The 25,161-nt window shown below is 55.9% G+C and carries 24 protein-coding genes; 9 read left to right on the forward strand and 15 right to left on the reverse strand.

Annotated elements, in window-relative coordinates; genetic code table 11:
* The first annotated feature begins 310 nt into the window (after positions 1-310).
* Positions 311-1,492, forward strand: coding sequence for a DNA polymerase IV (locus VLX68_02400; protein ID HUI91074.1), 1,182 nt, complete (start codon positions 311-313; stop codon positions 1,490-1,492).
* Positions 1,493-1,588: 96 nt separating this feature from the next.
* The gene (locus tag VLX68_02405) at positions 1,589-2,518 is read left to right on the forward strand and encodes a PD-(D/E)XK nuclease family protein (GenBank protein HUI91075.1); all 930 of its coding nucleotides are present in this window, start codon (positions 1,589-1,591) and stop codon (positions 2,516-2,518) included.
* 23 nt (positions 2,519-2,541) lie between these two features.
* Here the strand turns inward: VLX68_02405 and VLX68_02410 are convergent, their stop codons facing one another.
* The 6 genes from VLX68_02410 to VLX68_02435 are packed head-to-tail and all read right to left on the reverse strand — an operon-like array spanning position 2,542 to position 6,627.
* Positions 2,542-4,347: a tetratricopeptide repeat protein gene (locus VLX68_02410; GenBank protein HUI91076.1), complete on the reverse strand. Its 1,806-nt coding sequence runs from the start codon at positions 4,345-4,347 to the stop codon at positions 2,542-2,544.
* A gap of 23 nt (positions 4,348-4,370) precedes the next feature.
* Positions 4,371-4,727: an STAS domain-containing protein gene (locus tag VLX68_02415; GenBank protein HUI91077.1), complete on the reverse strand. Its 357-nt coding sequence runs from the start codon at positions 4,725-4,727 to the stop codon at positions 4,371-4,373.
* A gap of 2 nt (positions 4,728-4,729) precedes the next feature.
* A complete protein-coding gene (locus VLX68_02420; GenBank protein ID HUI91078.1) occupies positions 4,730-5,527 on the reverse strand; it encodes an ATP-binding protein in 798 nt (265 codons plus the stop codon).
* Positions 5,528-5,555: 28 nt separating this feature from the next.
* A complete protein-coding gene (locus VLX68_02425) occupies positions 5,556-6,011 on the reverse strand; it encodes an ATP-binding protein (GenBank protein ID HUI91079.1) in 456 nt (151 codons plus the stop codon).
* Positions 6,012-6,050: 39 nt separating this feature from the next.
* Positions 6,051-6,386: a hypothetical protein gene (locus VLX68_02430; GenBank protein HUI91080.1), complete on the reverse strand. Its 336-nt coding sequence runs from the start codon at positions 6,384-6,386 to the stop codon at positions 6,051-6,053.
* A 52-nt stretch (positions 6,387-6,438) separates the two neighbouring features.
* Complete coding sequence (locus VLX68_02435; GenBank protein ID HUI91081.1) at positions 6,439-6,627, reverse strand: hypothetical protein; 189 nt, start codon at positions 6,625-6,627, stop codon at positions 6,439-6,441.
* Between the two features lie 125 nt (positions 6,628-6,752).
* Here VLX68_02435 and VLX68_02440 point away from each other — a divergent pair, with 125 nt between their 5' ends.
* Genes VLX68_02440 through VLX68_02450 form a run of 3 tightly spaced genes read left to right on the forward strand, consistent with a single transcriptional unit; the run spans position 6,753 to position 9,928 of the window.
* Positions 6,753-7,466: an FHA domain-containing protein gene (locus VLX68_02440; GenBank protein HUI91082.1), complete on the forward strand. Its 714-nt coding sequence runs from the start codon at positions 6,753-6,755 to the stop codon at positions 7,464-7,466.
* Between the two features lie 2 nt (positions 7,467-7,468).
* Positions 7,469-8,203 (forward strand): metallophosphoesterase family protein, encoded by a 735-nt coding sequence (locus VLX68_02445; GenBank protein HUI91083.1) that lies wholly within the window; start codon positions 7,469-7,471, stop codon positions 8,201-8,203.
* 27 nt (positions 8,204-8,230) lie between these two features.
* Positions 8,231-9,928, forward strand: a complete 1,698-nt coding sequence (locus VLX68_02450) for a hypothetical protein (GenBank protein ID HUI91084.1) — start codon at positions 8,231-8,233, stop codon at positions 9,926-9,928.
* An 85-nt stretch (positions 9,929-10,013) separates the two neighbouring features.
* Here VLX68_02450 and VLX68_02455 read toward each other — a convergent pair whose 3' ends face one another.
* The 4 genes from VLX68_02455 to VLX68_02470 all read right to left on the reverse strand — a co-directional run bounded on the left by VLX68_02455 (position 10,014) and on the right by VLX68_02470 (position 13,866).
* A complete protein-coding gene (locus tag VLX68_02455; protein ID HUI91085.1) occupies positions 10,014-10,334 on the reverse strand; it encodes an HU family DNA-binding protein in 321 nt (106 codons plus the stop codon).
* Between the two features lie 354 nt (positions 10,335-10,688).
* Positions 10,689-12,278, reverse strand: coding sequence for a hypothetical protein (locus VLX68_02460; protein ID HUI91086.1), 1,590 nt, complete (start codon positions 12,276-12,278; stop codon positions 10,689-10,691).
* Positions 12,275-13,180, reverse strand: coding sequence for a site-specific tyrosine recombinase XerD (xerD, locus tag VLX68_02465; GenBank protein ID HUI91087.1), 906 nt, complete (start codon positions 13,178-13,180; stop codon positions 12,275-12,277). The genes VLX68_02460 and xerD overlap by 4 nt, the downstream gene beginning before the upstream one ends.
* Before the next feature lie 38 nt (positions 13,181-13,218).
* Complete coding sequence (locus tag VLX68_02470) at positions 13,219-13,866, reverse strand: MBL fold metallo-hydrolase (GenBank protein ID HUI91088.1); 648 nt, start codon at positions 13,864-13,866, stop codon at positions 13,219-13,221.
* Between the two features lie 66 nt (positions 13,867-13,932).
* Between VLX68_02470 and VLX68_02475 the strand changes: the two genes are divergently transcribed.
* Entirely contained in the window at positions 13,933-14,232 is a 300-nt protein-coding gene (locus VLX68_02475; GenBank protein ID HUI91089.1) for a DUF2293 domain-containing protein, read from the forward strand.
* Positions 14,233-14,364: 132 nt separating this feature from the next.
* Here VLX68_02475 and VLX68_02480 read toward each other — a convergent pair whose 3' ends face one another.
* Positions 14,365-15,843 (reverse strand): ATP-dependent helicase, encoded by a 1,479-nt coding sequence (locus VLX68_02480; protein ID HUI91090.1) that lies wholly within the window; start codon positions 15,841-15,843, stop codon positions 14,365-14,367.
* Positions 15,844-16,116: 273 nt separating this feature from the next.
* Complete coding sequence (locus VLX68_02485; GenBank protein HUI91091.1) at positions 16,117-17,817, reverse strand: hypothetical protein; 1,701 nt, start codon at positions 17,815-17,817, stop codon at positions 16,117-16,119.
* Positions 17,818-18,064: 247 nt separating this feature from the next.
* Here VLX68_02485 and VLX68_02490 point away from each other — a divergent pair, with 247 nt between their 5' ends.
* A complete protein-coding gene (locus tag VLX68_02490) occupies positions 18,065-18,679 on the forward strand; it encodes a hypothetical protein (protein HUI91092.1) in 615 nt (204 codons plus the stop codon).
* A 104-nt stretch (positions 18,680-18,783) separates the two neighbouring features.
* On the opposite strand, the gene VLX68_02495 is transcribed toward VLX68_02490, so the two are convergent.
* From VLX68_02495 to malQ, 3 genes are all read right to left on the reverse strand, one after another.
* Positions 18,784-19,167: a four helix bundle protein gene (locus tag VLX68_02495; protein ID HUI91093.1), complete on the reverse strand. Its 384-nt coding sequence runs from the start codon at positions 19,165-19,167 to the stop codon at positions 18,784-18,786.
* 89 nt (positions 19,168-19,256) lie between these two features.
* On the reverse strand, positions 19,257-20,375 hold the full coding sequence (locus VLX68_02500; protein ID HUI91094.1) for an NAD(P)/FAD-dependent oxidoreductase: 1,119 nt from the start codon (positions 20,373-20,375) through the stop codon (positions 19,257-19,259).
* Between the two features lie 112 nt (positions 20,376-20,487).
* Positions 20,488-21,975 carry a 4-alpha-glucanotransferase gene (malQ, locus tag VLX68_02505; GenBank protein HUI91095.1) on the reverse strand — a complete coding sequence of 496 codons (1,488 nt, stop codon included), beginning with the start codon at positions 21,973-21,975 and terminating at the stop codon, positions 20,488-20,490.
* Positions 21,976-22,127: 152 nt separating this feature from the next.
* Here malQ and VLX68_02510 point away from each other — a divergent pair, with 152 nt between their 5' ends.
* Positions 22,128-23,630 (forward strand): hypothetical protein, encoded by a 1,503-nt coding sequence (locus VLX68_02510; GenBank protein ID HUI91096.1) that lies wholly within the window; start codon positions 22,128-22,130, stop codon positions 23,628-23,630.
* A 142-nt stretch (positions 23,631-23,772) separates the two neighbouring features.
* Entirely contained in the window at positions 23,773-25,086 is a 1,314-nt protein-coding gene (locus VLX68_02515) for a DUF2403 domain-containing protein (GenBank protein HUI91097.1), read from the forward strand.
* The last annotated feature ends 75 nt before the right edge of the window (positions 25,087-25,161 follow it).

Below are 25,161 nucleotides of genomic sequence, written 5' to 3' on the forward strand. Positions count from 1 at the left end.
ACAGTATTTTCCGCATTTGTGAATGCCTTATCATCAACGTAAATCTATTTATATTGGCTATAATACTTGTCTTTCTCCACAGATTAATAGTTCGCGCTGCTGCTGTATCGCCAGCCACTAACACCCTCCGCGAATAACTGGAGTACCGGCGCCAAAGAGGGGGTGCGCCCCCGGATCGTCCCCGCGCCGCACTGTCTCGATACGCGGGACTAAAGTGCCCGCTACTCGACTACCGTGCGCGGCGCGGGAAAGCCCGGGGGCCAGGGGGAGACTTCCCCCTCCAAATAAATTATTTTTATCACCATTAACAATGACAGCTATCCCCCGCACCATCCTCCACGTCGACATGGACGCCTTCTTCGCGTCCATTGAGCAGCGCGATAACCCGGCACTTCGCGGCAAGCCCGTGGTCGTCGGCGCCATGCCCGGAACGCGCGGCGTGGTTTCGGCCGCGAGCTACGAGGCGCGGGCGTTCGGCGTGCGGTCGGCAATGCCGGCCAGCCGCGCGCAGCAATTGTGCCCGCGGGCAGTGTTTGTGCATCCGCATTTCGAGGAATACGTTCACGCGTCGCACATGGTCATGGACATTTTGCGGCATTACACGCCGCTCGTTGAGCAGGTGTCAATCGACGAGGCGTATCTTGACATAACGGGCACGCGTAGGCTGTGGGGCGAGCCGGAAGAAATCGCGGCGGATATCAAGCGGCGCGTGCTTGCGCAGACGCGGCTTACCATATCGGTGGGCGTGGCGCCCAACAAGTTCCTGGCGAAAATCGCGTCGGACATGAACAAGCCCGACGGCCTGACCGTCGCGCCGTTCGACGCGACCCAAATTCCATCGTGGCTTGCGCCCATGCCGGTAGGCAGGCTGTTCGGGGTGGGCAAGGTCACTGAAAAACTGTTTTTCGACATGGGGATAAAGACCATCGGCGCCGCGCAGAAGTTGTCCCTGGATTTTCTCGAGAAAAAATTCGGCAGCAACGGCATGTCGCTGTACCGCCTGTGCCGCGGCATCGACGACGGCCCGGTGGAAGTGATCGAGGCGGCCAAGTCCATTTCGCGCGAGCACACGTTCCAGCGCGACACCGAAGATGTGGAAACAATCAGGGCCAAACTGCTTTCCCTGTCGCGCGATGTCGCGGCCCGCGCGCGCACGGCCGGTTGCGCGGGCGCCACCGTGGCACTCATCTACCGCGGATCGGATTTCACCAAGCACACGCGGCGCAGGACGCTGTCCGCCCCCACCAGCAACGGCCGCACCATTTTCGAGACCGCGTTCGACCTTTTCCTCAAATCGCCCATTCGCGGCAAACCGGTCCGCCTCATCGGCGCGGGCCTCACGGGCTTTACCGATGCGGCCCAGACCGACCTGTTCGAGCCGCCCGCGGCATCCGAGGCCCGCGGCGCCGCGGACAAGGCGGTCGACGCGGTTGTCAAGAAGTTCGGCCCGGATGCGATTTTTCTTGGCGGCGAATCAAGAGATGCTGGGTAATTTTTAATAAAAGTCGGGCGTTCCCCCACCATATAAAATCACTTTGACAGCAAATCTTTTCCCCATCAACTATATTTTTCTTTCCATTAATACCATATGAATCCCATGGAACTCAAATACCCGAAATACGACTTTTCCCCCGTGCTCGGCTGGTCAATATCCCGGTACGAGGTGTTTGACAAGTGCAAACGGCAGTATTTCTACAACTACTATCCCAAGTTCGTACCCGGCGTGCCGTTCTATAAGATGACGAGCCTCAGGGACATGACGTCGGTGCCGCTCGAAGTGGGCAACGTGGTGCACGACGTGCTCGAGGCGTTTCTGCGCCGGCTGCAGAAAAGCGACAGCGGCATCGACGAGGAGCGCTTTTTCCTGTTTGCAAAAGAGAAGACCGGCGAATACTTTACAAAGAAGACGTTTCTCGAGGTCTACTACGGGCAGGCGAAGGAGATCCACCGGCCGGAGGCTGACAAGAAAATCGCCGCCTGCCTCAGGAATTTCATCGGCAGCCCGGTGTACACCTGGATCTTCATGAAGGCAATCACCAACAAAGACAACTGGATGATCGAGCCGCCGGGCCTGGGCGAAACACGTCTCTCCGGCCTCAAGGCGTACTGCAAGATGGATTTTCTCTTTCCGGTCGACGAGGAGATCCACATTCTCGACTGGAAAACCGGCGCCAAGGACATGCTCAAGCATTCGCAGCAGCTCATCGGGTATGCGGCCGCTGCGCATGCCAATTTCAGCATACCGCAGGGCGCCATCTTCCCGAAAATCGTTTACCTGCACCCGTCGTTCGAGGAGTTCGAAATCACGGTCTCGGAAAATGATTTCCAGTCGTTTTTCGAGCGGATCAAGGCGCAGATCGCCGAGATGCGGTCGTACTGCGCCGACGCGCAGAACAACGTGCCCAAGCCCATCGAAGAATTCCCCAAAACGCCGTCGCAGGCCATCTGCAGGTTCTGCAACTTCCAGGAGCTGTGCTTCGGAAAAAAAAACGCACCCGAAAAACCGGGTGCGTTCTGAAGCAATCCGTTTTGTAAATCGGTTTATATCTTCTTGGCCGGGGCCGCGGCTTTCTTAGCGCCGGTGTCGGGCGACATCAATTCGGGCTCCGGCATGGTCGTGTCCACCTTCCTGCCCTGCCGCTTTGCCTCGGCGCGCAGTTCCTCAACGCTGTTCATGGGCTCGCCCAGGTGCAGGGTCATGAACTCGGCGTCCTCCGCGAGCGAATCCTGGGGCGTGTTCTTGAGCACCCACTTGTAGTTCGCCTCGGCGAGATCGCTCTTGTTCTGGTATTCGTCGTAAATGAACCCGATCATGAAGAATGTTTTGCACCGCGTGCTCTTGTCATTCACGAGCACCAGGTAATCGCGGTAATTCTTGATCGCGTCGGTGTATTCGCCCTTTTCGGTCTGCACCTTGGCAAGCTCCGAATAGGCGCGAATGCCCTCGGGCGTCAGCGGGAACGACGTGACCAGCGAGCGGTAGAGGCCGGAGGCCTCGGCCGTGTTGCCGGTATCCCTGAGCGAATCGGCCCGCGCCATAATCGTGGCGGGATTGCCCACCTGGTCGTCCTTGTATTCAACAAGATCGAACTTGACGTTGTGCGCCTTGCGCATGGCATAAATCATGCTGTCGACTTTGTTGTACACCGCCTTGGTGATGTACCGGGTCACCACCCGGTTGACGCCTGCGGTGTCTTTCGCCGTCACCGACCCGCGCTCATCCCACATGGCGTACACGCACATCTGCGTATCGATGGATACCGTGGCCTTTGCCTTCGGCGCAAGAACGTTGTTCACGTAGTTCGTCGCGACTTCCACCTTCCACGCCCAGTCGAGCACGGACTTCACCTCGTCTTTGTCGGAGAAGCCGCATTTCTTCGCATCCACGGTCCAGAGCTTCCATCTGAGGAGCCAGCGCGCGAGGTCGGCCCTGCCGGCGGGCGTGTTGTAAATCGCGCGCTGCGATTCGGGCAGCCACGTCATGATCACGTCCATATCTTCCTCGGTGATCAGCTTGCCCTTGCCGTACCAGTCCTTGGTCGAGTCCGGGAATTTCTGCTTGTACTGCTCTTCGTAGGACTTTCTCATGAAGAAGTTGGGGAGCTCGTTTCTCACCATGTAAACCCAACGGTTCTGGACCTCAGGCGTGTCGACCTTCGTGGTGTCGTTGGGCTTTTTCCTGAGCAGAGAATCGGGCACCGGGTACTTGGCAAGGAACAGCGTTCGCACGATCTGGTCCCTCACCTCGGCAACGGAACGCTGCACCACCGAGTCCCGTTTTGCAACCGGGGCCGCAGGAGCGGCCGCGGTCTTGGCGGTGTCTTTTGCCTTTGCGGCGTCCTTCGCCTTGGCCGTATCCTTCTTCGGCGCGGGCACATCGATCTTGATCTTCACCTTGAACGAATCACGATGCGACTTGTAATAAGACTCGATCTCCTTGTCGGTGAACCCGAGGCCGCCGTCGAGCACCTTCTGGAGATACATCTGCGCCGGGAAATACCGCTGCTTCCACTGCCACGACAGGTTGCTTTTGAGATTGCCGCTGTACGATTTCGCGGCGGGGTCCGACGACAAAAGTTCCGTTGCGACGGCAAAGGTGGAAATGGAGCGCTCGCCCGGGAAGTACTCGCCGGAATAAGACGGGTACAAACGGCGCATCTCCCAGAACGCATTGTAGTTTGTCTTGGTGAGGGTCCAGCCGTCTATGGTGGCGATGATTTCCTTCTTGTCCTGTTTCTGGCAGAACGAGCACAGGCAGACCATCAGCAGGATGGCCCCGAAACGAACGACCTTGAGGTGCATGGCGATTCTCTCCGATAATGTAAAGGTGGCAGTTGAGTGTTTCACGAAACTTCCTTCCCCCTGAATGGTTATTTGAGCGCGGCCACCGCCTCGTCGAGCTCGTCGTAGATCTCGAGCAGGGTCGTGGCGCCGATGATTTCGATGATTTCATACACGTTTTCGTTGACGTTGGCGATCTTGAAGCTCCCGGCCTTCTCCTTTGCCGATTTGCTGAAATGGAGCAGGATGCCGAGGCCGGTGCTGTTGACGTACCGGAGCTTCTTGAAATCGGCGATGATGTTGATGAAGCCGTCGTTGAAGAGGTTGCAGATCTTTTCGAGCACGGTCTCGACGTTGGTGGCGTCGAGATCGCCGATGAACCTCACGAGTTTCGTGTTGGTATGCCCCTTCACCTCTTCGTATTCGAGTTCAATCTGAGACTCCATACTCATTCCTCTCTTAATTTGGTAACGTGCACCGACGTTCCCTGGCTTGAAAAAGTGATGTCGAGGTCGTTCGAAAGCATTTTGATGAGCGCCAGCCCGCGCCCGCGCTTTTCGTCAAGATGCGCCTCCGGGGCCTTCTTGGACACGGATTTCGAGAGCTCCTTGAGGCGCGCGGTCTGGTCGGGATCGCTGGCATTGATCACTTCGAGTTCGATTTTTTTCGGGTCTATGGTGACGGTGATGTCGATATTCTTTTTGTCCCTGAGCGAGCCATGCTCCACCGCGTTGTTGCATACCTCGTCCACGATGGTCTCGATGCGGAACGAATCGCGCGGCGAATAGCCCTTCTGCCGCGAGATGCGGCTCACCATCTGCCGCACGGGCGGAACGAACTGCAGCTCGGACGGAAACGACAGGTTCAATTTTTCGGACTTCCGCTCCACCTCCCAGTGATAGGCGTTGATGGCGGACCGCATCTCGTTGTAAAACTTGAAGATTTTGGTCGCGCCCATGGCGCTCAGCTTGGTTTTGACGTCGAGATTGACGCCCGTGAGCACCAAGTCGCCGCCGCGCTCCACGAGCATCTGCTTGCATCCCATGAGCTGCCCCAGCGCGGCGGAGGAGACCACCGACACGCCCGACATCTCGGCAATCAGGAAATTCTGTTCGGTTTCGAGCACCGATTCGAATTCCCTGTGGATGTAACCGATGCTGTCGGAATCCAGCGCGCCGTCGATCTTCCACATCGTGAGGTCGGGCCGCAAATCAACAGGTTTTTTCTGTATCTTTACCGAAGCCATACGCGATCGCCGTTTCCTTTTTTTCCCCTTACAAATCTTCCCGTTTTCTCACCACGCGAACCCTCGTGGTGTTGCCCACGCCCACCTCCATCTTGACCTCCTCGGACAGCAGGCGCACGATCTCGAGGCCCAGTCCGCGGCCCTCTTTCTCCTCTGTCAATTCATCGGCGCGCTTGTCGGCCTTTTTCACCGCGGTCTTGAGCCGGTCGAGGTCCTCCTTTTTTCCGCCCTGGTCGTTCACGTGGAACTCGAACCGGTCGGGAAAAATCGAGCACTCCATTTCTACCGTCGCGTCGATGCTGCGCGAGCCATGGACGATCGCGTTGTGGCATATCTCATCGACGATGACTTCGGAACGGTAGGCGAATTTGGGGGAGAATTTCGTCACCGCAAGCGTCTCCGCGACAAACTTGCGGACCGGCGCGATATAATCGAGGTCCGACGGAAAAGTGATTTTAAAAATGTATGGTCTCTTATCGTCCATGTGGTCGCATCAGTCCTTCCAGCATAACGCCCATTAGGGTTATTTGTCCCCGTGCAGAATGAATCCCTCGTCGCCCGTGCCCACCACGCCTTTTTTCACCAGCACCTCAACCAGCCGCGAGGTGATGGAGAGCAGGGTCGAAAAGGTCGGTGCTTCGTTTAATCCTTTGATCTTTGAACTGGCCTGAGCGTCTTTTTCAGAAGCGCCGCGCAGCGAATCGAGCACGCATTCGAGCACAAACATGATTTCGCCATAGGTGAGGTTGCCCTTGCGGTAATTGGAAAAGTCCTGTATGGCGCCAAGCACAAGATCGTTGAGCTTGTTGAATTCGGACTGATCGTCAAATACGTTTTTATAAGAACCGATTTCGGGCATCACTTCCTCCCGTATTTTTGCCAAAATGTATTGTTTTCAGCGAGGGCACCGTTTAAAAACAACCCATAATATAATAAATAAATGCCCCGCCTGAGAAATAATTGAGACGCAAACCAGTTTTTCCGGCACCGGCCAAAACCCAGCAGGAACTGCTGTTCCGGAAATCATGGCGGCGAGGCATTAATACGCTTAAGGAAATAAAATATTTCTCCACGCAACCGCGTGAAAACGTTCCTTTCACGATATCAAATCCTTTCTCGCCCGCTTTCATTGCGGGAGGAAATAATTTTCCATTATTATTTCATATTTTGCAAAAAACAGTTTTCCATTGTATATTTTTTGATATACGGGGTAAAACAGCCGCTTATGGTAAAATTTATAGTGTTTTTCGACAATGAACTTGTGAAAACCTACGAGCTTGACGATCCGGTCATCACGATAGGCCGCCTGCCCGAGAACACCATCTGCATTTCGAACATGGGGATCTCCCGCCGACATTCAAAGATCGAGCGGGACTCTAACAATAATTACGTTCTCTCGGACCTCAATTCCCTCAACGGCACATTTGTCAACAACAACAAGGTGAAGAAGATCTCCCTGTCGCACGGCGACAAGATTACCATCGGGAAATACACCATCCTTTTCGAGGACGCGGAAAAAAAGGAGCCCGCGGGCAAGGAGACGAAGAGCAAACCCGAACCCGCCGTGGAGCCCATCAACGAACAGGTCGCCATGCAGGAGCCCGCGCTCCCGCGCGAGCAGACCGCGGTGGAGTCAGGGAAGGACCTCCTCACAGGGGAGGCGGTGCTCATTGAGACCAACAAGCATGTGATTTACAAACTGGATAAACCCCTCACCACGCTCGGCGACTCCGAGCACGACGACATCTTCGTGTCCGGGTTCCTTGTCGACCAGGGCCACGTGGTGATCGAGCGCGAGGGCGGCGAGCTGTGGATCAGGTCGCAAAAATTTTTAGGGCAGTTCAAGGTGAACGGCAAGAAAACAAAAAACCACAAACTGGCCCACAAAGACAGGATCGAAATCGGCTCCAGCACCTTTCGCTTCATGGAAAACGGATAACCATGAGAATCGCCCTCATCTCCGACATCCACGCCAACTTGGAAGCGCTTGAGGCCGTCCTTGTCGACATTAAAACCAGAACAGTCGACGAAACGCTCTGCCTCGGCGACATCGTGGGGTACGGCGCCAATCCCAACGAGTGCCTCGAACTCGTGAAAAAATCATGCACCCTCACCCTGCTCGGGAACCACGACGCTGCCGCGGTGGGCCTGCTTTCCACGCAGCATTTCAACATCCATGCGAAAATCGCCATCGAGTGGACCGTGGAAAATCTCAGCAAGGCGGGCGGCGCCTGGCTCAAGACGCTTCCGCTCAAGGAAAACAAATTCTCCCACACCCTCGTGCACGCCACCCCCTATGAGCCGAACATGTGGTACTATATCACGTCGCTCGAGGAAGCGGCATTCAATTTCCAGTTTTTCGACACCGCGTTCTGCTTCGTGGGCCACACGCACATCCCCATCACCATCGTGCTCGAACACGAAAAGGAGGTGTACGTGCACCAGGGCGAAACGCTCGACTGGGGAGCCCTCGAAAACGTGCGGTTCCTCATCAACGTTGGCAGCGTGGGCCAGCCCCGCGACCGGAATTCCAAATCCTGCTACGGCATCATCGATTCGGACGCCAAGACCTTCACCTACCACCGCGTCGCGTACGACGTTCAGAAGGCCCAGGCGAAAATGCGAAAAATAAAAATGCCTGAATTTCTGATTACCCGTCTCGAAGAAGGCAGATGACCGCCACTCTTTTTCCGGGGGTTTGCCATGAAAAAAAGTTTTCTCTCCGGGTTGTTTTTGATTGGTCCGATGCTCACGCTCCTCTGCGGCCCGTCCCAGAACCCTTATTCCAATCCCGCCGACGCCATAATCGTGCCGGCCAAGTCGCTGCAGTCGCTCGACGCAAAGGGAGATTCGGTCAAGGCCTTCACGTCGGTGCAATGCTCCGTTGAAGTCTATCTTCCCAAGCTGATCGACAGTTTTTACGTTCATGTCACCAAAAACGGCGGTGACACCATTATCGCGAAGGGCGCGATTTCGGGCACCGAGTTCTCTTTTACCTTTTCCGCGGGGAGCGCAGGGACTTATGGGCTCGACGTGATCGTGGTTAAAACCGACGGCGCCCACGATTCCCTATCCAAGACCGTCACGGTGTTTGTGTACGCGCCGGTCGTGACGCCGGATTCCCTGGTGCGTCACGTCATCCTGCCGGCCGACTCGTTCACCTTCAACTTTACCGTTGCCGATGCAGACAGCAATGTGTGGAAGGCCTACACGTGGCTTGACACAGCGGAGAACGTGATGCAGGAAACGTCGTTTGCACCCAAGACCCATCACGCGGTTTTTTCCCGAACATTAAATGCCAGCGCGCTCCTCGCGGCGCTCAAGGCCCCGGTGGTCTGCAACGCTTTGGCAATCGATGCAGACTCGAATGTGAGCAAGGCCGTGGCATGCACCCTAATTGTCACGGACACAACGGCACCGACGATACGGCTGCTTTCACCCGACACCGCGAATCCTGTCACGTCGCTTCCCGATACCATCAGGGCGCTGGTTTCGGATCTTGCAGGTATCAGTTCGGCCACCTTCAACGGCTCGTCCATGACCTTGGCCCCGACAAAAGACACCGTCAGTTGTATTGCATCATCTCTTGACACAGGGAGACACACCGATTCTATTATTGCCGTAGATGGATCCGGCAACAAGGGACGGCTGTATTTCCCGCTGACCTACCACGGCAAGCAACTGTACCGGCCGGAGATCAAGGAACTCAGCCGGGCGACCACCGAAGGTCATCTCTTCGACAGTCTATGGCTTGACACATGCGTCACAACCAAAGACCCGGCCGTGACGGATCAAAGGCAATGGGCCCATGACTCTCTTACGTGGTTTATTACCGACAGCGCTGGCAACCAGCTCGCGGTGTCCGCCTCGCATAGAATTGCCATTCCGCAATCTGCCGATACAGAATGGGCAGGCTCAATAACGCTGACCTTTAAAGTATGGATCACCAACAATCCCGCGCTTTCGGATACAAAACAGCCAATATTCTTTGTCGCGGAAGTCTGGGACCCGCCGGTGATCACGCTTGCCAACCAGACCGTGTGCGGCTCCAAAGCCCAGTTTGACACCATCTACCTTGATACGATAGCAACGGTGCGGGCTCTGGATAATGCGCCGTCTACACTTCAGTGGAGTTTCACGAATGGCAAGCATTTCAGGGTTAATCAGATCGATAGAACGATCTGCATTGCCGGTAAATTTTGCCGTCTTGTACCTACCAGATATATAGCCATTGATACCCTGACGCTCGCAGACAGCACATGGACCGGAACCGATACGCTCACCTTTACGGTGACGGCACCCGATCATCCCGCGCTGCCGACCTCAAAAGAGATATTATTTACAAGGTTGAAATTTTGCTTCCTCCAGCCGGTGCTTCCGAAGCAAAGCGCAAGCCGATAAATAGAATGCGGTCGGTCTTTCCTTCCCGGAAAAGAACGACCGCATTTTTTGCATCAATCCGGCCCTTCGGCCGTGCAAAAGACGGTTAGGCCGGTGCGCCTGACGTGCTCCTTTTCTGCAGCGCCTCGGATATCGAACCCTTGAACTCGTTGGAATACTTGAACAGCGGCACCACGCGGCGGAGCAGCGGCACCACCTCGCCCGTTTTCGGGTTGCGCGCGGGCCGCGGCTTGCGGATGCGTGTGTAAAATGTGCCGAACCCGCGTATCTCTATGTTCTTGGCCGCCTCGAGGTTTTTTGCGATGGTCTCGAGGAGTTCCTCGACAACGATTTTCGTGTCTGCCTGGGTAAGGCCGGTCGACTTCGACACGTCCACGATAAGGTCGTGTTTTGTGGTATTGGACATGAATGCCTCCTCGAATGAAAACCGTACTCTAAATATCAAATGATTGACAAAAAAAGTCAAGGACAAATTAAGCGATGACGGTGCGGTGGAATGGTTGGCTTGACAGATTAATCTCAGCAAAATAAAAAAGTGATGGGCGTTCCGCGGCTTCGCCGCGTCGGTCCTCCTTCCGGGCTCGGCTATTCGCCTCGTTGCCGGACCGCCCGAAGTCGCCTTCGGCGATGGGGCGGCCGGCAATGCGCTCCAGCGCACCCTACAGTCCGGCCTAAAGTAAACTATTATCCCATACTATAGCCATATCGAATCAATTTTTATTTTCTCCGCGATCTCCGCGCCTCCGCGGTGGTTTTCCTTTCAGGGAAAATGAGGCGTCGTTAAAAGCCGGAATGTATCCAGAGAGCAAAGCATCCTGCGCAATAGCGCGGTATCGGGACGGCCTCGCTTGACGGAAGGAATCGGTTTCTCAAAGCATTTGCAAAAACGGGTTGCGAAAGCTTTCTCGCCGAATTCGGCAATCACGAGTTTTTTATTGCGAATGGAATATGCCGGTTGTCGTTTCATCACCGCGTTCCAGGGATCCACAAGCGATCTTGTCTGGCGAGGAAAGGCGGTTTTCCATTCGTCAATCAATTCAGGACGCCTGCACAAACGTTCCAGGATGGCACATTGCGTCGCAAGGTCAAGACTTGCGAAATCGATTCCCTGTCCATTGATAAATGCCTTCTTGAATCGGAATAAAAATGATTTGAAATCCGAATGGTCGCCGCAATTCATCATGCCATCAAAATATTTCCTGATAATCTTATTGACATTGATCCACCCGAGGGGAATGAACAGCCGGTTGTACAGCCAAGGCGCCCGGATCTTTTTTTGGACATCGCTTCCGGCCGGCACCCGGCCGATCACCGGCTTTTTATAGAGCCACGGTTCATACAACGCGTAGCCAAATCCCTCAAGCACCGATGTGCTGATGCAGGCGTCACTTGCTTTTGTCAAAAGAGAATACGGTGTTTCTTGATGATCCAGGCTGCGTATTGCCCGGCCGGCCTCGAATATCACTGGGATTTTATATTTTGCGCATAATTTTTTAAGACAGGAAGCAAGCGCCCTGTCGGCAATTGACGTTCCGGACTCACCCAGAAGCAGGCTGGCGGAAAAGAAAAAACGAGACAGCAGGATTGCCTCGACCAGATTTTTTCTTGAAATGACGCGGGAAGGATAAATCAACAAGGGTGATTCAGGATCAAATGCCGCACGATCCTTTCGCGCGCAATTAACCAATCCGCTGATAATTTTTTTTCTGGAGCAAACGGATATCCGCCTGACCGCCGCCGGGGCAATGACGGGATTCGGAACAAGCCTCCCGAGAAACCCTGCTTTTTTAAGGAGGGAATAATACCGTTTGTTAAGCGCAATAAAACATACCCCGCACCGCGCTGGATACAAATCATGCCATATTTTTATTCCCATGCGCTCAAGCTTTTCGATTTGAGCCATCAGGTCCATCCGTCCCTCTTCCGCAAAATCATGCGCAACGGAAAAAAAACGGTACTCGCCGCCGGAAGATGAATGCGCCGCGGCGAGCCGGGCAAAAGCGGAAGAGAGTGCGCAGTTCTTTCCGAGGTTCAGGTTGTGTCCAACAACGCGCACCGGATGAGGAAGATTGGTTGACGCGATGATTTTGCCGAGTATGTCAAACAACTTGTCTGATGCTTTACAAAAAGCCCGTCGCGAAGCGAAAGAGCGGTAGCCGCATTCCCTGGCGTCAATTACTCGTGGACCTTTTGCATCGTCGGACATTTTTTCCTGCGCGCATACAATAATGCTTTTACAAGGCACCCCTTTACATTCGCGAATGAACGCGTCGCTGTAATGCCCCATCACCGACGCCACGCCGCCCGGCCTGTTGTGGTAATGGATCTGGACCAGCGAGCCCTTCATCATGCGCGCCCCGCAAACCTGGGATGGAAGCTGCGGTGCACCTCCCTGAGGTATTCGCTGTTCACATGCGTGTAGATCTCCGTGGTCACGATGTTGGCGTGGCCGAGCATCTCCTGTACCGCGCGCAGGTCGGCGCCGCCCTCAAGCAGGTGCGTCGCGAACGAATGCCTGAAGGTATGCGGTGAAACGTGCTTGGCGATCCCTGCCGCCTTCACGCGGTTCTGTATGATTTTCCAGATTGCCATGCGCGAAAGGCCCGTGCCCCTGATGCTCAGGAACACCGTGCTGTCGGTGTGCGTCTTGGCATAGAGCGGCCGCTCGGTTTTGCAATAATCGTCGATCCACGAAAGCGCCATGTCGCCGATGGGCACGAGCCGCTCCTTTGACCCCTTGCCGAACACCCGCACCATGCCCTCGGCCGCCATGATCTGCTCAAGCGTGAACGCGGCGAGCTCGGACACGCGCATGCCCGTTGCGTACAGCGTCTCGAGCAAGGCGCGGTCGCGTATGCCGCCGCGCTTCTTCGTGTCGATGCCTTCCAGCACGCGGTTTACTTCCTCCACCGTGAGCACCGGGGGAAGGTAACGGCTCGACTTGGGGCTTTCCAAAAGCTCAGTGGGGTCGGTGTTCAAACGGCCCTCTGCGACGGCCCAGGCGAAATATATTCTCATCGAGGAAAGCGTGCGCTGGATGGAGGTCGCGGCGAAGCCAACGTCATACAGTTCGCGCACGTACGCGTGGAGCAGGTCGGGTTTGACATCCGCGAGGTTTTCGATTTTCTTATTGGTAAAATAGGCGCGCAGGCGGTCGAGGTCGAATTTATAGGAAGCAAGGGTGTTTTCGCTGAGATTTTTTTCGAGCTTCAAATAGGATAAAAAGGAGGTAAGGAACGGGAGGACGTTCATCGGAAAATCCTGAAAATCTTTTTCACCTTTTCAACCTTTCAACTATTCAACTCCGTCAAAAACGGATTCATCCTTCTCTCTCTCCCGATCGTTGTCCTTCCCATATGCCCCGGATACACCACGGTGTCGTCCGGAAGCGCGAGCAGCTTTTCCTTAATGTTCTTAACCAGCAGCTGTCCGTCGCTGCCGGGAAAATCGTAACGCCCGATGGAGTCCGCGAAAAGGGAATCACCAGAAAAGCAAGCGGTCTGTTTTCCCTCCCTGAACACCAGCGCCACGCCGCCCGGGCTGTGGCCGGGCATGAAAAGCACCTCAAACGCGAACGCGCCTATGGTGACGTTTCCCTCGTTGAGGTCCGACGTCTTCCCTTTATAGGTGTAATTCATGCCGACCATGAAGGAGCCGTTGTATTCGGCGCTTACCAGAAGAAATTTTTCCTTCGGGTGCACCCATACCGCCGCGTCGGGCGAGTATGCCTGTATTTCAGAAATGCCAAGCAGATGGTCGAAATGGCCATGGGTGAGAAGGATCGCCTCAACAGAAAGTTTTTTCGACTTGAGGAACGCGAGAAGCTCCTGGCAGTTGCTTGAAGGGTCGATGACCAGCACCGGCTCCTGCTTGAGCGACACCACGTAGGTGTTGGTCTCGAGCGGGCCGGTGACGAATTTGGTGATGGTGAGGTTCATGGAGGTAAAATAATTGTTGATGGAGGATTCTTAAACAGAAATGGATGAATGTATTCTAATGCGAGAATGAATAATACAAAGGAAATAAAAGTATTCATCTCCTCGCGTGAGTCCGTCTGCGGCGAATGCGGCGAGAATTTGGGGACCAAGGCCTGGATCACTCTTGATCAATTTGCCGAAAAGATACGCGAATATTTCCCCGCGTGCCCGAAATCGAGGGAGCATGATATAGCCCAGTTCGCCTGCTTGAAATACAGCGGGCGGATCGGCAGGAGCGCGGGCGCAAAAGAGTTTGGTCCCCAGGCCATCAATCTAGCCGTACGCGCTCACATACGCCACACCCTACTAACTACGACGAGCTGCTGATAAAAGGCTACGACCGATCAGACGCCCGTTTTTCCGTTGAATCAAAGGTGTCGCAGATACTTGACAATTGGCAGCGCATTCCCGGCAATTCGGAACCTATCGACTGATCAACCCATTACCCCATTACTCGTTTCACACCAGTCTTAAAAACCTCGACCCTTCAAACCTCATCGTCCTTCCATATAATTCCTTGTTCCTCACCGACACCAGCCACAAAAACCGTTTCGCGCGCGTGACGCCCACGTAAAACAGGCGCTGCTCCTCGCCCAGTTCCTCCTCCTCGCTTTTATTCCTTTTCACCACAGCAGCCAGCAATTCAAGAAACGAGGGATTGTGCGTTATGCCGCGCGTACCCGGAAAAATCCCTTCCTCCAAATCGCAGAGGAAAACGGCGTCAAACTCCATGCCTTTTGCGGAATGCACGGTGAGCAGGCGCGGGAGCCGGGAATCAAACACGGATTCCTTTTTAAGCAGCGCCTCCATACTGTCCCGCGTCTGGTTGAGCCGGAACAATATCGCTATTCCTGAAAAGTCAAGCGCATGATCGGCTTTGAGTTTTCGTATTGTATCAGCAAGCCAGATTGACATTTCATCTTCAGTTTCAAATATTTTTTTCACCGGTTTTCTCTGTTCGGAAACGGTTTTGGCGATCAGCCCTGCCCTCAATACCTTCCCATACTGCCCGGGTTTCTTCCTGAAAATTTTATTCGCCGCCGCAAGAATCGCCGGCGTGCTCCGGTAGTTGGTCTGAAGCTTGACAATTTCTGAATTCTGAAAATGCTCGGCAAAGTTCAGTATCGTGCGCCGGTCCGCTCCCTGAAATCCGTATATTGCCTGATCGTCGTCACCGACGGCAAAGAACGGTTTATTCGCCGTTAACAGCCGTTTAAGCAGTTTTATCTGGACCGGATTCGTGTCCTGAAATTCGTCAACAAGAACGGCGAGATATTTCGATTCATAGTGTTTTGCAATAGTTTCCTCTGTGTCAAACAAACGTAATGCGCCGGCGATAAAATCCGCAAAATCCCAGAGCCCGGCTTGTTTTTTCGCAATCGAGTAGCGTCCTGTAATCGTTTCGATGCATGCTTCCTGTTCCGCGGAAAGGCCATCTTGCTTCTTGGGAAACGCCAGCCGCTTCAGCACGAGCGCTTCCAGTTCGAGAACGTCCATGCCGAGAAGCAGCCGCTCGCTGCGCGTGGAGGCCGCGGCGATCATGCGCGGCCGGATCTGCGCCGGAACGAGCCTCGGCCGGCCGCGGTAGCCGAGCCTGGTGCAGTTTCTCTTTCCGTCAACCTCCTCAAACAATACGCGCAGGCAGAACGCATGGAACGTGGTGACGAGCGGCGCGCCCCGGCCGGCGCCGCCGTTTGCAAATGCGGTCAGCCGGCCGGCCATCTCCCGCGCGGCCGCGCGGGTGAAGGTGAGCGCGAGAACGCGCTCGGGAGCGCAGAATTTCTCCGCCAGATATGCAATGCGCCTGGTGAGCACCAGGGTCTTGCCGCTTCCCGCGCCGGCAAGCACAAGCAGGGGTCTTTCAAACGCGGCGGTGACGGCGCGGACCTGTTCGGAATTAAGGCCGTACAATAGTTCCGAATTATTAGGCAAGGGCATGTAATGAAAATGGATAATGGAGGAAAAGGCAAAAAGAAAAACTCACCAAAGAGTTGCAGAGTGCACAGAGAAAAAAAGTGAAGGGTTAAGAGTGAATAGTGAAGAGAAAAGAAAGGAATGATTTGTTTTAACTGACCGCTGACCGGTGATAGCTGGCCGCTGTTTTCCGACCGCTGGCCTGTGCTGCAAGGCGTGTCTCAACTCGTCAACGCGTCTACCCGTCTACGCGTCAATTCCTCACTGCATCAACGCTCAAACGCTCCAACTTTATTTTCAGGGCTGGCCGGTGGGCGGAGAAACACCGAGCTCCCACGAATAGTAGGTGTAGTCCTCGGCGATGCGCTCGTAGTCCTCCTCGATGACCTTGCGGTCGTTCGACACCGCGATGATGTCCTTTCTGTCAAGAAAGGGCTGGCGGTTGAACGTGAACCGGTTGAGGTACGACCCGTCGAGCGAGAACACCACCACTTCGGCCCAGTCGAGCAGGTCCACGCGCACGAAGATCTCGAACGTCTCGGTCACGTTGAGGATGCGGGCGCTGAGCACCTCGTCCCCGCACCCGTAGTAGAACGTGGTGAGCACGCCCTTGCTGTCGCTCTCAAGCGACAGCGAGTAGGGGCACCCGGCCGTGGCGATCCCGCACACCGAATCCCGCATGTGCTTGATAAATGCCGGCAGCGTCGCCGAGATCTGTGAAAATTTCTTCTTGAGGTCCTTGTTGGGCTCCCGGCAGATTTTCACCGAATATCCCTTGCCGCCCACCTCGCGCGCCGTTGCCTTGCGCTTGGCGCCCTTGGGGTCGCGGTACAGGAATTCTGGCACCACCTTTTTGGCCCGGTCCTCGGGGCACTCGATGACCACGGGCTTGAAGAACAGCCTGCGCTGTGCGGTGATGATGTCGTCGAGCTGGGGCTGGACGATGTGGGGATAATACCGGTAGAACAGGCGCTTTTTCACGTCGATGGTGCGCTTGTGGTAGTCGATGTCGCCGTAGAAGATGTCTCCGTTTTTGTCAACCGCCGGCGTGAACACGAACTCGCCCGGCCGCTTCACCGTGTAGTTGGTGTTGTTCTTCTTGTCGTATTCGAGCACGTCGTCGACGATCACCTGCTTGAGCAGCTCGTTGGAATACAGCAGGTTTCCCGCCTGGTCGCACAGGTAAAGCCGCTGGAAGCTCTCGGGGTCCTGGCCGCCGAGCACGGTGTGCACGCCGTAGTAGTACCACCGGTTGTCCATGGCGTAGGTGCCCAGCGGATTGATGAGGTGCTTCTGGACGTCGGTCTTCTGGTCGTGCTGGAGCCCGGTGAAAATGGAGAGGAAGGTGCCGTTGCGCTCAAGGATGATCGGCGAGGTGAAAGAGTAGAACCGGTCGAGCGTCCACCAACGGTCGCCGCCCGACAGCGAGGTATACCCGACGAGGTTGGGCTGGAGGTACAGCCTGGTGGCCATGTCGTCGGTGATGCAGTTGTTCGTCAGGTTGAAAAGCTGCGCGTTCTCGATGTCCTTGAACGTGCCGGCCTGGCCCGGATCGATCCCGAACATTCCCTTTTTGTAAAGTTTCTTCTGGAGGATCTCGAGCCCCTCCTTGCCGTCCTTGCCCGGCGGCGTCCGCCGGTAATACAGCAGCGTCGACTGGTCGAGCGGATACGCGAGCCGCAGCCGGCGCGGATCGTCCTTGGGAAAACGCTTGTTCTCCTTGAACAGCGAGGCCGAATCAAGGAGCGCGCCGGATTGGCTGAACAGCGCATAGCCGTTGGCCGAATAAAAGAGGAGCGTCCTGCCCTCCATGATGACCGGACCGGAAAGGATCATCCTCATGTCGTCGCCCGCAACGCACCCGAACAACGAGTTCGGGTCGAGCGAAAGGTAGATGGTGAAGCAAAGGGTGTCGTTGGCGTGCTGGCCGCGGGCCGGCTGAAACGACAGTGCAATTAAAGCGATAAAAAGAATGCTTCTCGCTGTGCGTGACTTCATGGCAAAGTGCCCTTTTTCACCACCGGCAGGGAGGCGACGGCCGCGGCGGACGATGGAAAAAGATGAATTATAATTATACTCCAAAAATCATGGCAAGTGCACGATTTTTTTCCGTTTTACGCATTTATGAATTTGTATCTTGCCAAAAAACCGGTTGTAATAATAGAATATAGAGACATGAATGTCGGAAGGTGCGGTTTTATAATATTACTTTGATATATTTTCAAACTTCGCATCCGGGGAGCTCATGACCGAACAGTTTCACCGAAAGCCCTTTTCGAATTTCTTCATCAAGCGGTCGCTGCAGATGAGGCTGATCGTGAAGATCGTGATCGCGGCGCTGCTCGCGACCCTCATCTGCTCGTGCACGCTCCTGCTGGTGTATTACCTCCGATACAACAGCGTGCTCCTCTACACCATGGACCAGCTCACGAACCTGAACAAGGAAAACATCATCTTCATCATCCTGCCCAGCCTGCTCATCAGCTCGCTGGTCAACTTCATCCTCGCCGTGTGTCTCGGGCTCTACGCGTCGCGCAAATACGCGGTGCCCATTTACAAACTGGAACAATGGGCGCGCATGATACGGCAGGGAAAGATCAGCGCTCAGATACGCTTCAGGGAGCGCGAGGAGATGAAGGAGCTGTCGGACGACTGCAACGAGCTCACCAGCGACCTGCGCGTCAAATTCGTGGAAATCAAGAAGCAGTGCGAGCGGCTCAGGGAAAAGGTGAAGGACGCGGAGGAGCTGAAACGGATCGATGCCGTGCTCGCCACGCTGGAGCTCGAGGGCGAGCTCATCGAAATCCACACCACGCATTACAAACTGGCCGAGAATGTAAAGCCGCCGGAAAAAAAATAGCTGCCACTTTTCATCCCGAATAACAGATAAAATTTATTAGCATCCGGGCGCCCCGCCGCTTCGCGTCGGCGGCCGTAAACGTGGGCGGAGATAGCGGTCAGATTTCAGCGGTCGGCAGTCAGAATAAATCCCTCAGGCCTTGTTATCACTGCCCCAAGCATTTTTCCAATTTCAGCACATAGTTCAACACAATGCCGATGCTGTTTCCCGGAAACGTATCCACGGTGCAATGCAAAATCAAGACATGAATCCGTTTCGCTGTTTTCCCCGTCGCAATCCGTTAATTTATTGATGAAATGATCTACGTACCTTCTCTTTGCCCACGCCTCTCTCAGATTCAAACATACTGAGCGTGAGCAGCGGCGTATCTGGCTTATCGAAGCATATTGTTCATCAGGAGGAAACGATTTACTCAATTCATAAATGCCTGTCGCCAGTTCATAAGCTTTTTTATAAACATTCAAATCTTTTACTGAATGTCCCGTCATTGAAAACTCTTCCTTTTTTCTTACTGACCGCTGATTGCTGACCGGCGACTACTTGTTTCTGACCGCTGACTGCTGACCGGTGCCCGCTGTTACAACCCATCCACCATGTCTCCAACATGCTCCGCCATTGCCGGCGCGGCCGTCAAGCCCGGTGACTCAATTCCGATGAGATCAATAAATCCCGGTAATCTCTTATCTCTTTCTTCACGAATGATAAAATCCTTGAATCCTTCCCCTTCGGCCTGGATTTTCGGCCGTATGCCCGATTGGTCGGGTGAGAGGTCATCCATCTCCAGAAAGGGCAGATACCCCTTCGCGGTCTGGAAAAAATCCCGCCGGTGCGAGGGATCGACATCATAGTCTATTTTGTCAACGTAGAACGCGTTGGGCCCGAGCTTGAAGCTCCCGTCGAGCTTGAGCACCGCGTGGATGCCCAGGCTGATCGGCGTGGGCGCCGGATACACCAGGCGGGAGAGTTTTCCGCGGTGCCGGTTCGACACGCTGAAATATTCCCCTTTACAAGGGTGAATGGCGTAGCCGCGCTTCGCAACGTCGATGCCGGCCGTTGCCGCGATCTTGTCCGACGACAGGCCCGCACAGTTGATCACGATTTCGGACGCTATTTCCATTTCCTCGCCGTCGGCATCGCGCACGGTCACCAAATACCCTTCCCCAATTTTCTGCACCGCCTTCACGCTGCAGTTGTAACCCATGGTCACCGACCGCGCCGTTGCAGCGGCCTCGAAATATTTCATGAGCGCATGCGTGTCAACAATGCCGGTTGAAGGGCTGTGCAGTCCGAGCTCGGCCCTGATGTTCGGCTCCATGGCAAGCACCTGCTGCTTGGAAAGCAACCCAAGGTCGGGGACGCCGTTCTTTTTCCCTTGTTCAAAAAGGGAATGGACCTTTTCCTGTTCCGCAACCGAATTGGCGATTACGATCTTCCCGATTTTATTATGGGGAATATTATTTGCCGCGCATAATTCATACAGCAGGTGGTTTCCCGCAACGCACAAGCGCGCCTTGAGCGAATCGGCGGGATAATAAAACCCGGCGTGAATGACTTCGGAGTTCCGCGACGAGGTTTCCCTGCCGAACCCGTCGTGCTGTTCGAGCACTATGATGTCTTTATGTTTTTTACTCAACCGGGCCGCGACGGCAAGGCCCACTACGCCAGCGCCGATTATGGTTATGTGGGATTGTTCCATGATATTTTAACAAAAAGTAGGGCGTCGTGCGGAGGCGCAAACCCGCCATCAACTCATGCAACAGTCAAAACGGCTGTCTGATTGCTGGGCCTTCAAACACGGCTCAGATTTTTTACTTCTTTTCCTGTTTCACTCTTTTCCGCCCGTACATATCGGCAAGTTCCTTTACAAACGCCAGTTTCTCCGCCCTAAACAGCCCCTCCGGGCACCGCCATCTCCAATTGCCCTCGGCCCTGCCCGGCGTGTTCATGCGGCTCTTCGAATCGAGGCAAAGCACGTCCTGCAGCGGAACAATGCAGCGCGCGGCCGGGGTGGCGTATGCGAGCCGGATGAAATCGTCGACCACCGCCGGCCTCCCCGAACCGAGGTACGCGTTAACGCGGCCGCGCTCCTCGCCCGTAAGCGTGTTGAGCCAGCCCGCCGTGGTGTCGTTGTCGTGCGTGCCGGTGTACACAACGCTGTTTTCGGGAATGTTGTGCGGCAGGTGCGGGTTTTCCGTATTGCCGTCAAACGCAAACTGCAATACCTTCATGCCGGGAAGGCCTGTATCGTCGCGCAACTTTTTTACTTCGTCCGTGATGACGCCGAGGTCCTCGGCGATGAACGGCAGCGACCCGATCGACTTCTTGACGCACCGGAAAAACGCCAGGCCCGGGCCGGGGACCCACTCGCCGTGCATCGCGTTTTCGCTGCCGGCCTTGACTGCCCAGAACGATTCGAACGCCCTGAAATGGTCGATGCGCACGATGTCGGCGAACTCGAGCGACCTTTTTATCCGTGCCACCCACCATGCATAATTGTCTTTTTTCAAAACGTCCCACCGGTAAACGGGATTTCCCCAGAGCTGGCCTGTCGAACTGTAGTAATCCGGCGGCACGCCCGAAACCCTGAGCGGGTTGCGGAGCTTATCAAATTCAAACAGCTCCGGCGAGGACCATGCGTCAGCGCTGTCCATCGCCACGTAAATGGGAATGTCGCCGATGAGTTCGACGCCCTGCGCCGCCGCAGCTGCGCGCACCGCCGCCCACTGCTCGTGAAAAATGAATTGGAGAAATGCGTGAAACCGGAGCTCGTCCGCATGCTGCTTGCGGAACGCGGCGAGCGCCTGCCTGTTCCGAAGTTTAAAAGGCGCGTCCCATAGCGGCCATCCGGCCCCCGCGTGCGCTTCTTTCAGCGCGCAGTATAAGGTGTAGTTGTCAAGCCAGTATTTCTCCCGTTTGCAAAACGCCTGAAACTCGTCGGTCAGCTTGAACCGGCCGAACGCCAGACGGAACAGTTTTTCCTTTTCACGGGTAACGGCCGGATAGTCGACATACTCCGAAGGAAGCGCGGGAAAGCCTTCCAGCTCCGCAACGGTCAGCAGGTCCTTTTCCCTGAGCTTTACAGGGGAGATAAGCAGCGGGTTTCCGGCAAACGAGGCAGCGCACTGGTACGGAGACCCGCGGCGCTCCACCGGGCCGAGCGGCGAAAACTGCCACGACGACTGCCCCGCCTCCCCGAGCATGGCGATCCACGCGAATGCCGCGTCGCCCAGGTCGCCGATGCCGAATTTCGACGGAAATGACGTCGGGTGGAGATATATCCCTGCCGACCGTTTCATCGATTGCTTTCTTTTCACGGAAGTCGTCATGATAAAAAAATAAATCCGGCGCCGCATGACTTTGCCCCTTTCATCCTGCCGTCCATAATCCCCTGGCTGAGCATTGGGATTAATTGTATAATGGAACTAACCGCATTCACCGAGGAGGCGCGATGATACGGACCCTGGCCAACGACGACGTTGTGTTTGTGTGTCCCAGCGCCGACCCCTCCGCCTACGCCAAATACGGCGCGTCGCTCGTCGCAGCCGGCGGCGTCCATTCTTCCGATTATGTCAACAAGCTTCGGCGCCAGGGCATACGCACCACCGGCACCATGTGGTGCCTCACGGCCGGCAGCCACGACCTGCACACCCATCCCGACCTTGTAGAGGCAACCGCCCGCGACATCGAGGGCAGGCCCATCGCGGTGCCGTGGCTTGCGCGGGGCTCGTTCCAGGAAACGCCAGACTATTTCGGGTGCGTCAATCATCCGGCGTTCAGGGCGCACCTTCGGCGCAAAGTGTGCGACGCCATGGCCGGCGGGCCCGACGGCCTGCACGTTGACGAGCACCTGGGCAGCGCTTATACGGCGCTCCACCTGGGCGGCTGCTACTGCGATTGGTGCATGCAGGGATTCGCGAATTACTTGAAGAAAAAAGCAGCGCCGGAACTTCTGTCCCTCGCAAAGACCCCGTCGTTCGACAATTTCGATTATTGTGCGTTTGTCAAGAACATCGCCTCTACGCGTGAGAAATACCTTGCTTTGCAGGAAAGCGTCCCACTGCGCGCGGCGTTCATCGATTTTCAGCTGGGCTGCGCATCCGACAACGTGGTGTCGCTCGGGAAACTCGCGGCCGACGTCGCCGGCGCTGCCGTGAGCCTGAGCGCCAATGTGTGCCTGCCCGGCCTCGAGCACACCGTGGTGCTGCCGCACCTCACCTACTGCGCCAGCGAAGTGGCCCACAACGCCGCAGAAGGCGCAAGCGGCCTTGCCGACGCGGTGCTTGCCTACCGCATGGCGGAGACGCTGGGACGTCCCATGGCCTCCACGGCCACGGCGCAGGACTGGGCGTTTGTCAAGGAGAACGGCGCGGAGCAGCTGGTTCGCCTGTGGATCGCGCTCTCCTACGCCTGCGGCCAGCGGTTCATGGTGCCCAACCGCATGCTCTGCTCCGGCAAGGGCGGCGCGCCGCAGTGGTATTGCGGCTCGCCGTCCTTCTTTGCCCCGCTGTACGGATTTGTCAAGGAACATGGGCGTTTACTCAATGATTTCAAAGCCGTGGGCCCGCTTGCCGCGCCGGCAAAAATCCCGACGTCGTTTGAAACCTTTGAAAAGCGCAAGGTCCTGGCCGAAACGCTCAATGCCCTGCCCAATTCGCCCATTACCGCGGGAAAGGATGCCTGGGTGTTCCCACGCGTCAAGAACGACGGGTCGGTCGTCGTACATGTGGTCAACCTCGCCTACAACGCGACCACGAAAAGGATTTCTCCTCAGAAAAACGTGGAGATCCGGATGGCCAACGCGCTGTTCAAACGGAATTTCTCCGGTGCCACGGCGTTCGGCTGCGAAGTCGAGCCGGTAAAGCTGACGGTCAGGAACGAGGGGGGCGATTGCTGCTTCACGGTCCCGGAGCTGGGACTGTGGAGCATTGTGACGTTTGAATACTGGGCGTAAAAAAAATCCGCACTTATCGCTAAAAATTCACTAAATTAATTAATAGGGTCCAGGGGCGATTGCTTCGTCGCCAAGTTCCTCGCAATGACATCGATACAGATTTTTAATGAGCAATATTGAAAATTTCTAAAGGGGAAATGTCATGAAAAAATCAATCCTTCTGGCATTAACTTTAATTTCCGCCACCGCCTTCATCATCTACACCTGCTCCAGCTCCGGCGGTAAATCCAACAGCCTCGGCACGGTTCAGCAGCAGAACAGCGGCGGTGACCTGTCCACCAATTCTTCCGCGACAAAAACATTACTCGACGCAACGTCGGACGGCGGCACCATGACGTTCCAGAACATGGGCGACACGGGATGGTATCCGAGCCTGCGCGATCCGTCGGTGGGGCCTTGCGATTATTACAACGGGACCCCGAGCTGCTTCGGCACGCCCATGAAATGCTGCAAGACGAAACAGGTTTTTGCCAATGACAGCCTTTCGCCGTGGAACGAAGAGCTCATCATGTCGCTGCGCGGGCCCATGATCGTCCAACAGATCGCGGTCTATCAGCCTTCCGATCCGTATAGTGCGGTCTGGCAGCAGACATCCTTCTGGGACAGCAAAACGCCGGCAACGCTCACCGGCATCGTGTTTGTCGGCGACGTCAAATCGACCACCGGGTTCGACGGCATCATCGGCAACAAATGCATCGCGACGGTGTCGACGAACAAGCCGTTTCCCTGCGGCCCGGGAAGCGTCCCGTATTGCGCCGCGTCAAGCACGACGCAATACTACGGCTGGAGCGGATCGAAGATGTTCGTGCTGCTCGCGTACATGCCGCATATGTCAAGCACCGACATTCCGGCGGCGCGGCACTGCAACACGACCACCACCGACAACTGGTACGACGCGCCCTGGATCGGGCTGAGCGTCGGCGAGCTGGTGCGGGCCGACTGCGCCGGCCAGTGGGGGCCCTGCCACTGCTACGCCAGGGACCAGGTGAACGCCGGTGCCGTGGGGGACGGCTGCGGACAGTTCAACGTGTTCGAGATCATCAACGACCAGGGCCAGTACGCCAACCTTGACGTGTTCAGCTCGAATTTCTTCGGCTATCCCTACAAGGGAAGCTGGGGCCCGGGCTGTGTCAGCTGCAGCGTGGCCGGCATGGACCCCAAGGTGGACCTTATCAGCACTTCCACAAAGACGGAAGCGGTCACGGGCGCGGTGGGCGCCTTCCCCACCATGCCCGGCGCCGCGTTCAGGCGGCCCGCGACCGGCTACCGCTTCATCGTGATACTCCTGGATGTAAAGACCCGCCAGATCCAGCTCGCGTTCATCCATCCGGCAAACGTGCCGTCAACGGTGTCGGCCGTGCTGCCCGGCCTGCCGGCCCAGATCGCGCGCACGACGGTCGACGCCATGCTCACGCTGCGGCTTCCGGGGCCCAATTCGGTCGGGGTTATTAGGTGAGAACAAGATGGCCGCAGAGACACGGAGGACACAGAGACCGGAATAGTTTGCATAGGATAATTTAGACTATTAAAC

The organism is Chitinivibrionales bacterium, assembly GCA_035516255.1.
Lineage (GTDB): Bacteria > Fibrobacterota > Chitinivibrionia > Chitinivibrionales > FEN-1185 > FEN-1185.

Excerpts from the sequence above, each read along its gene's own strand:
- VLX68_02400 (HUI91074.1), top strand. The coding sequence starts at position 311 with ATGACAGCTATCCCCCGCACCATCCTCCACGTCGACATGGACGCCTTC.
- VLX68_02405 (HUI91075.1), top strand. The coding sequence starts at position 1,589 with ATGAATCCCATGGAACTCAAATACCCGAAATACGACTTTTCCCCCGTG.
- VLX68_02415 (HUI91077.1), bottom strand. The coding sequence starts at position 4,727 with ATGGAGTCTCAGATTGAACTCGAATACGAAGAGGTGAAGGGGCATACC.
- VLX68_02420 (HUI91078.1), bottom strand. The coding sequence starts at position 5,527 with ATGGCTTCGGTAAAGATACAGAAAAAACCTGTTGATTTGCGGCCCGAC.
- VLX68_02425 (HUI91079.1), bottom strand. The coding sequence starts at position 6,011 with ATGGACGATAAGAGACCATACATTTTTAAAATCACTTTTCCGTCGGAC.
- VLX68_02430 (HUI91080.1), bottom strand. The coding sequence starts at position 6,386 with ATGCCCGAAATCGGTTCTTATAAAAACGTATTTGACGATCAGTCCGAA.
- VLX68_02440 (HUI91082.1), top strand. The coding sequence starts at position 6,753 with ATGGTAAAATTTATAGTGTTTTTCGACAATGAACTTGTGAAAACCTAC.
- VLX68_02445 (HUI91083.1), top strand. The coding sequence starts at position 7,469 with ATGAGAATCGCCCTCATCTCCGACATCCACGCCAACTTGGAAGCGCTT.
- VLX68_02450 (HUI91084.1), top strand. The coding sequence starts at position 8,231 with ATGAAAAAAAGTTTTCTCTCCGGGTTGTTTTTGATTGGTCCGATGCTC.
- VLX68_02455 (HUI91085.1), bottom strand. The coding sequence starts at position 10,334 with ATGTCCAATACCACAAAACACGACCTTATCGTGGACGTGTCGAAGTCG.
- VLX68_02460 (HUI91086.1), bottom strand. The coding sequence starts at position 12,278 with ATGATGAAGGGCTCGCTGGTCCAGATCCATTACCACAACAGGCCGGGC.
- xerD (HUI91087.1), bottom strand. The coding sequence starts at position 13,180 with ATGAACGTCCTCCCGTTCCTTACCTCCTTTTTATCCTATTTGAAGCTC.
- VLX68_02470 (HUI91088.1), bottom strand. The coding sequence starts at position 13,866 with ATGAACCTCACCATCACCAAATTCGTCACCGGCCCGCTCGAGACCAAC.
- VLX68_02475 (HUI91089.1), top strand. The coding sequence starts at position 13,933 with ATGAATAATACAAAGGAAATAAAAGTATTCATCTCCTCGCGTGAGTCC.
- VLX68_02480 (HUI91090.1), bottom strand. The coding sequence starts at position 15,843 with ATGCCCTTGCCTAATAATTCGGAACTATTGTACGGCCTTAATTCCGAA.
- VLX68_02485 (HUI91091.1), bottom strand. The coding sequence starts at position 17,817 with ATGAAGTCACGCACAGCGAGAAGCATTCTTTTTATCGCTTTAATTGCA.
- VLX68_02490 (HUI91092.1), top strand. The coding sequence starts at position 18,065 with ATGACCGAACAGTTTCACCGAAAGCCCTTTTCGAATTTCTTCATCAAG.
- VLX68_02495 (HUI91093.1), bottom strand. The coding sequence starts at position 19,167 with ATGACGGGACATTCAGTAAAAGATTTGAATGTTTATAAAAAAGCTTAT.
- VLX68_02500 (HUI91094.1), bottom strand. The coding sequence starts at position 20,375 with ATGGAACAATCCCACATAACCATAATCGGCGCTGGCGTAGTGGGCCTT.
- malQ (HUI91095.1), bottom strand. The coding sequence starts at position 21,975 with ATGAAACGGTCGGCAGGGATATATCTCCACCCGACGTCATTTCCGTCG.
- VLX68_02510 (HUI91096.1), top strand. The coding sequence starts at position 22,128 with ATGATACGGACCCTGGCCAACGACGACGTTGTGTTTGTGTGTCCCAGC.
- VLX68_02515 (HUI91097.1), top strand. The coding sequence starts at position 23,773 with ATGAAAAAATCAATCCTTCTGGCATTAACTTTAATTTCCGCCACCGCC.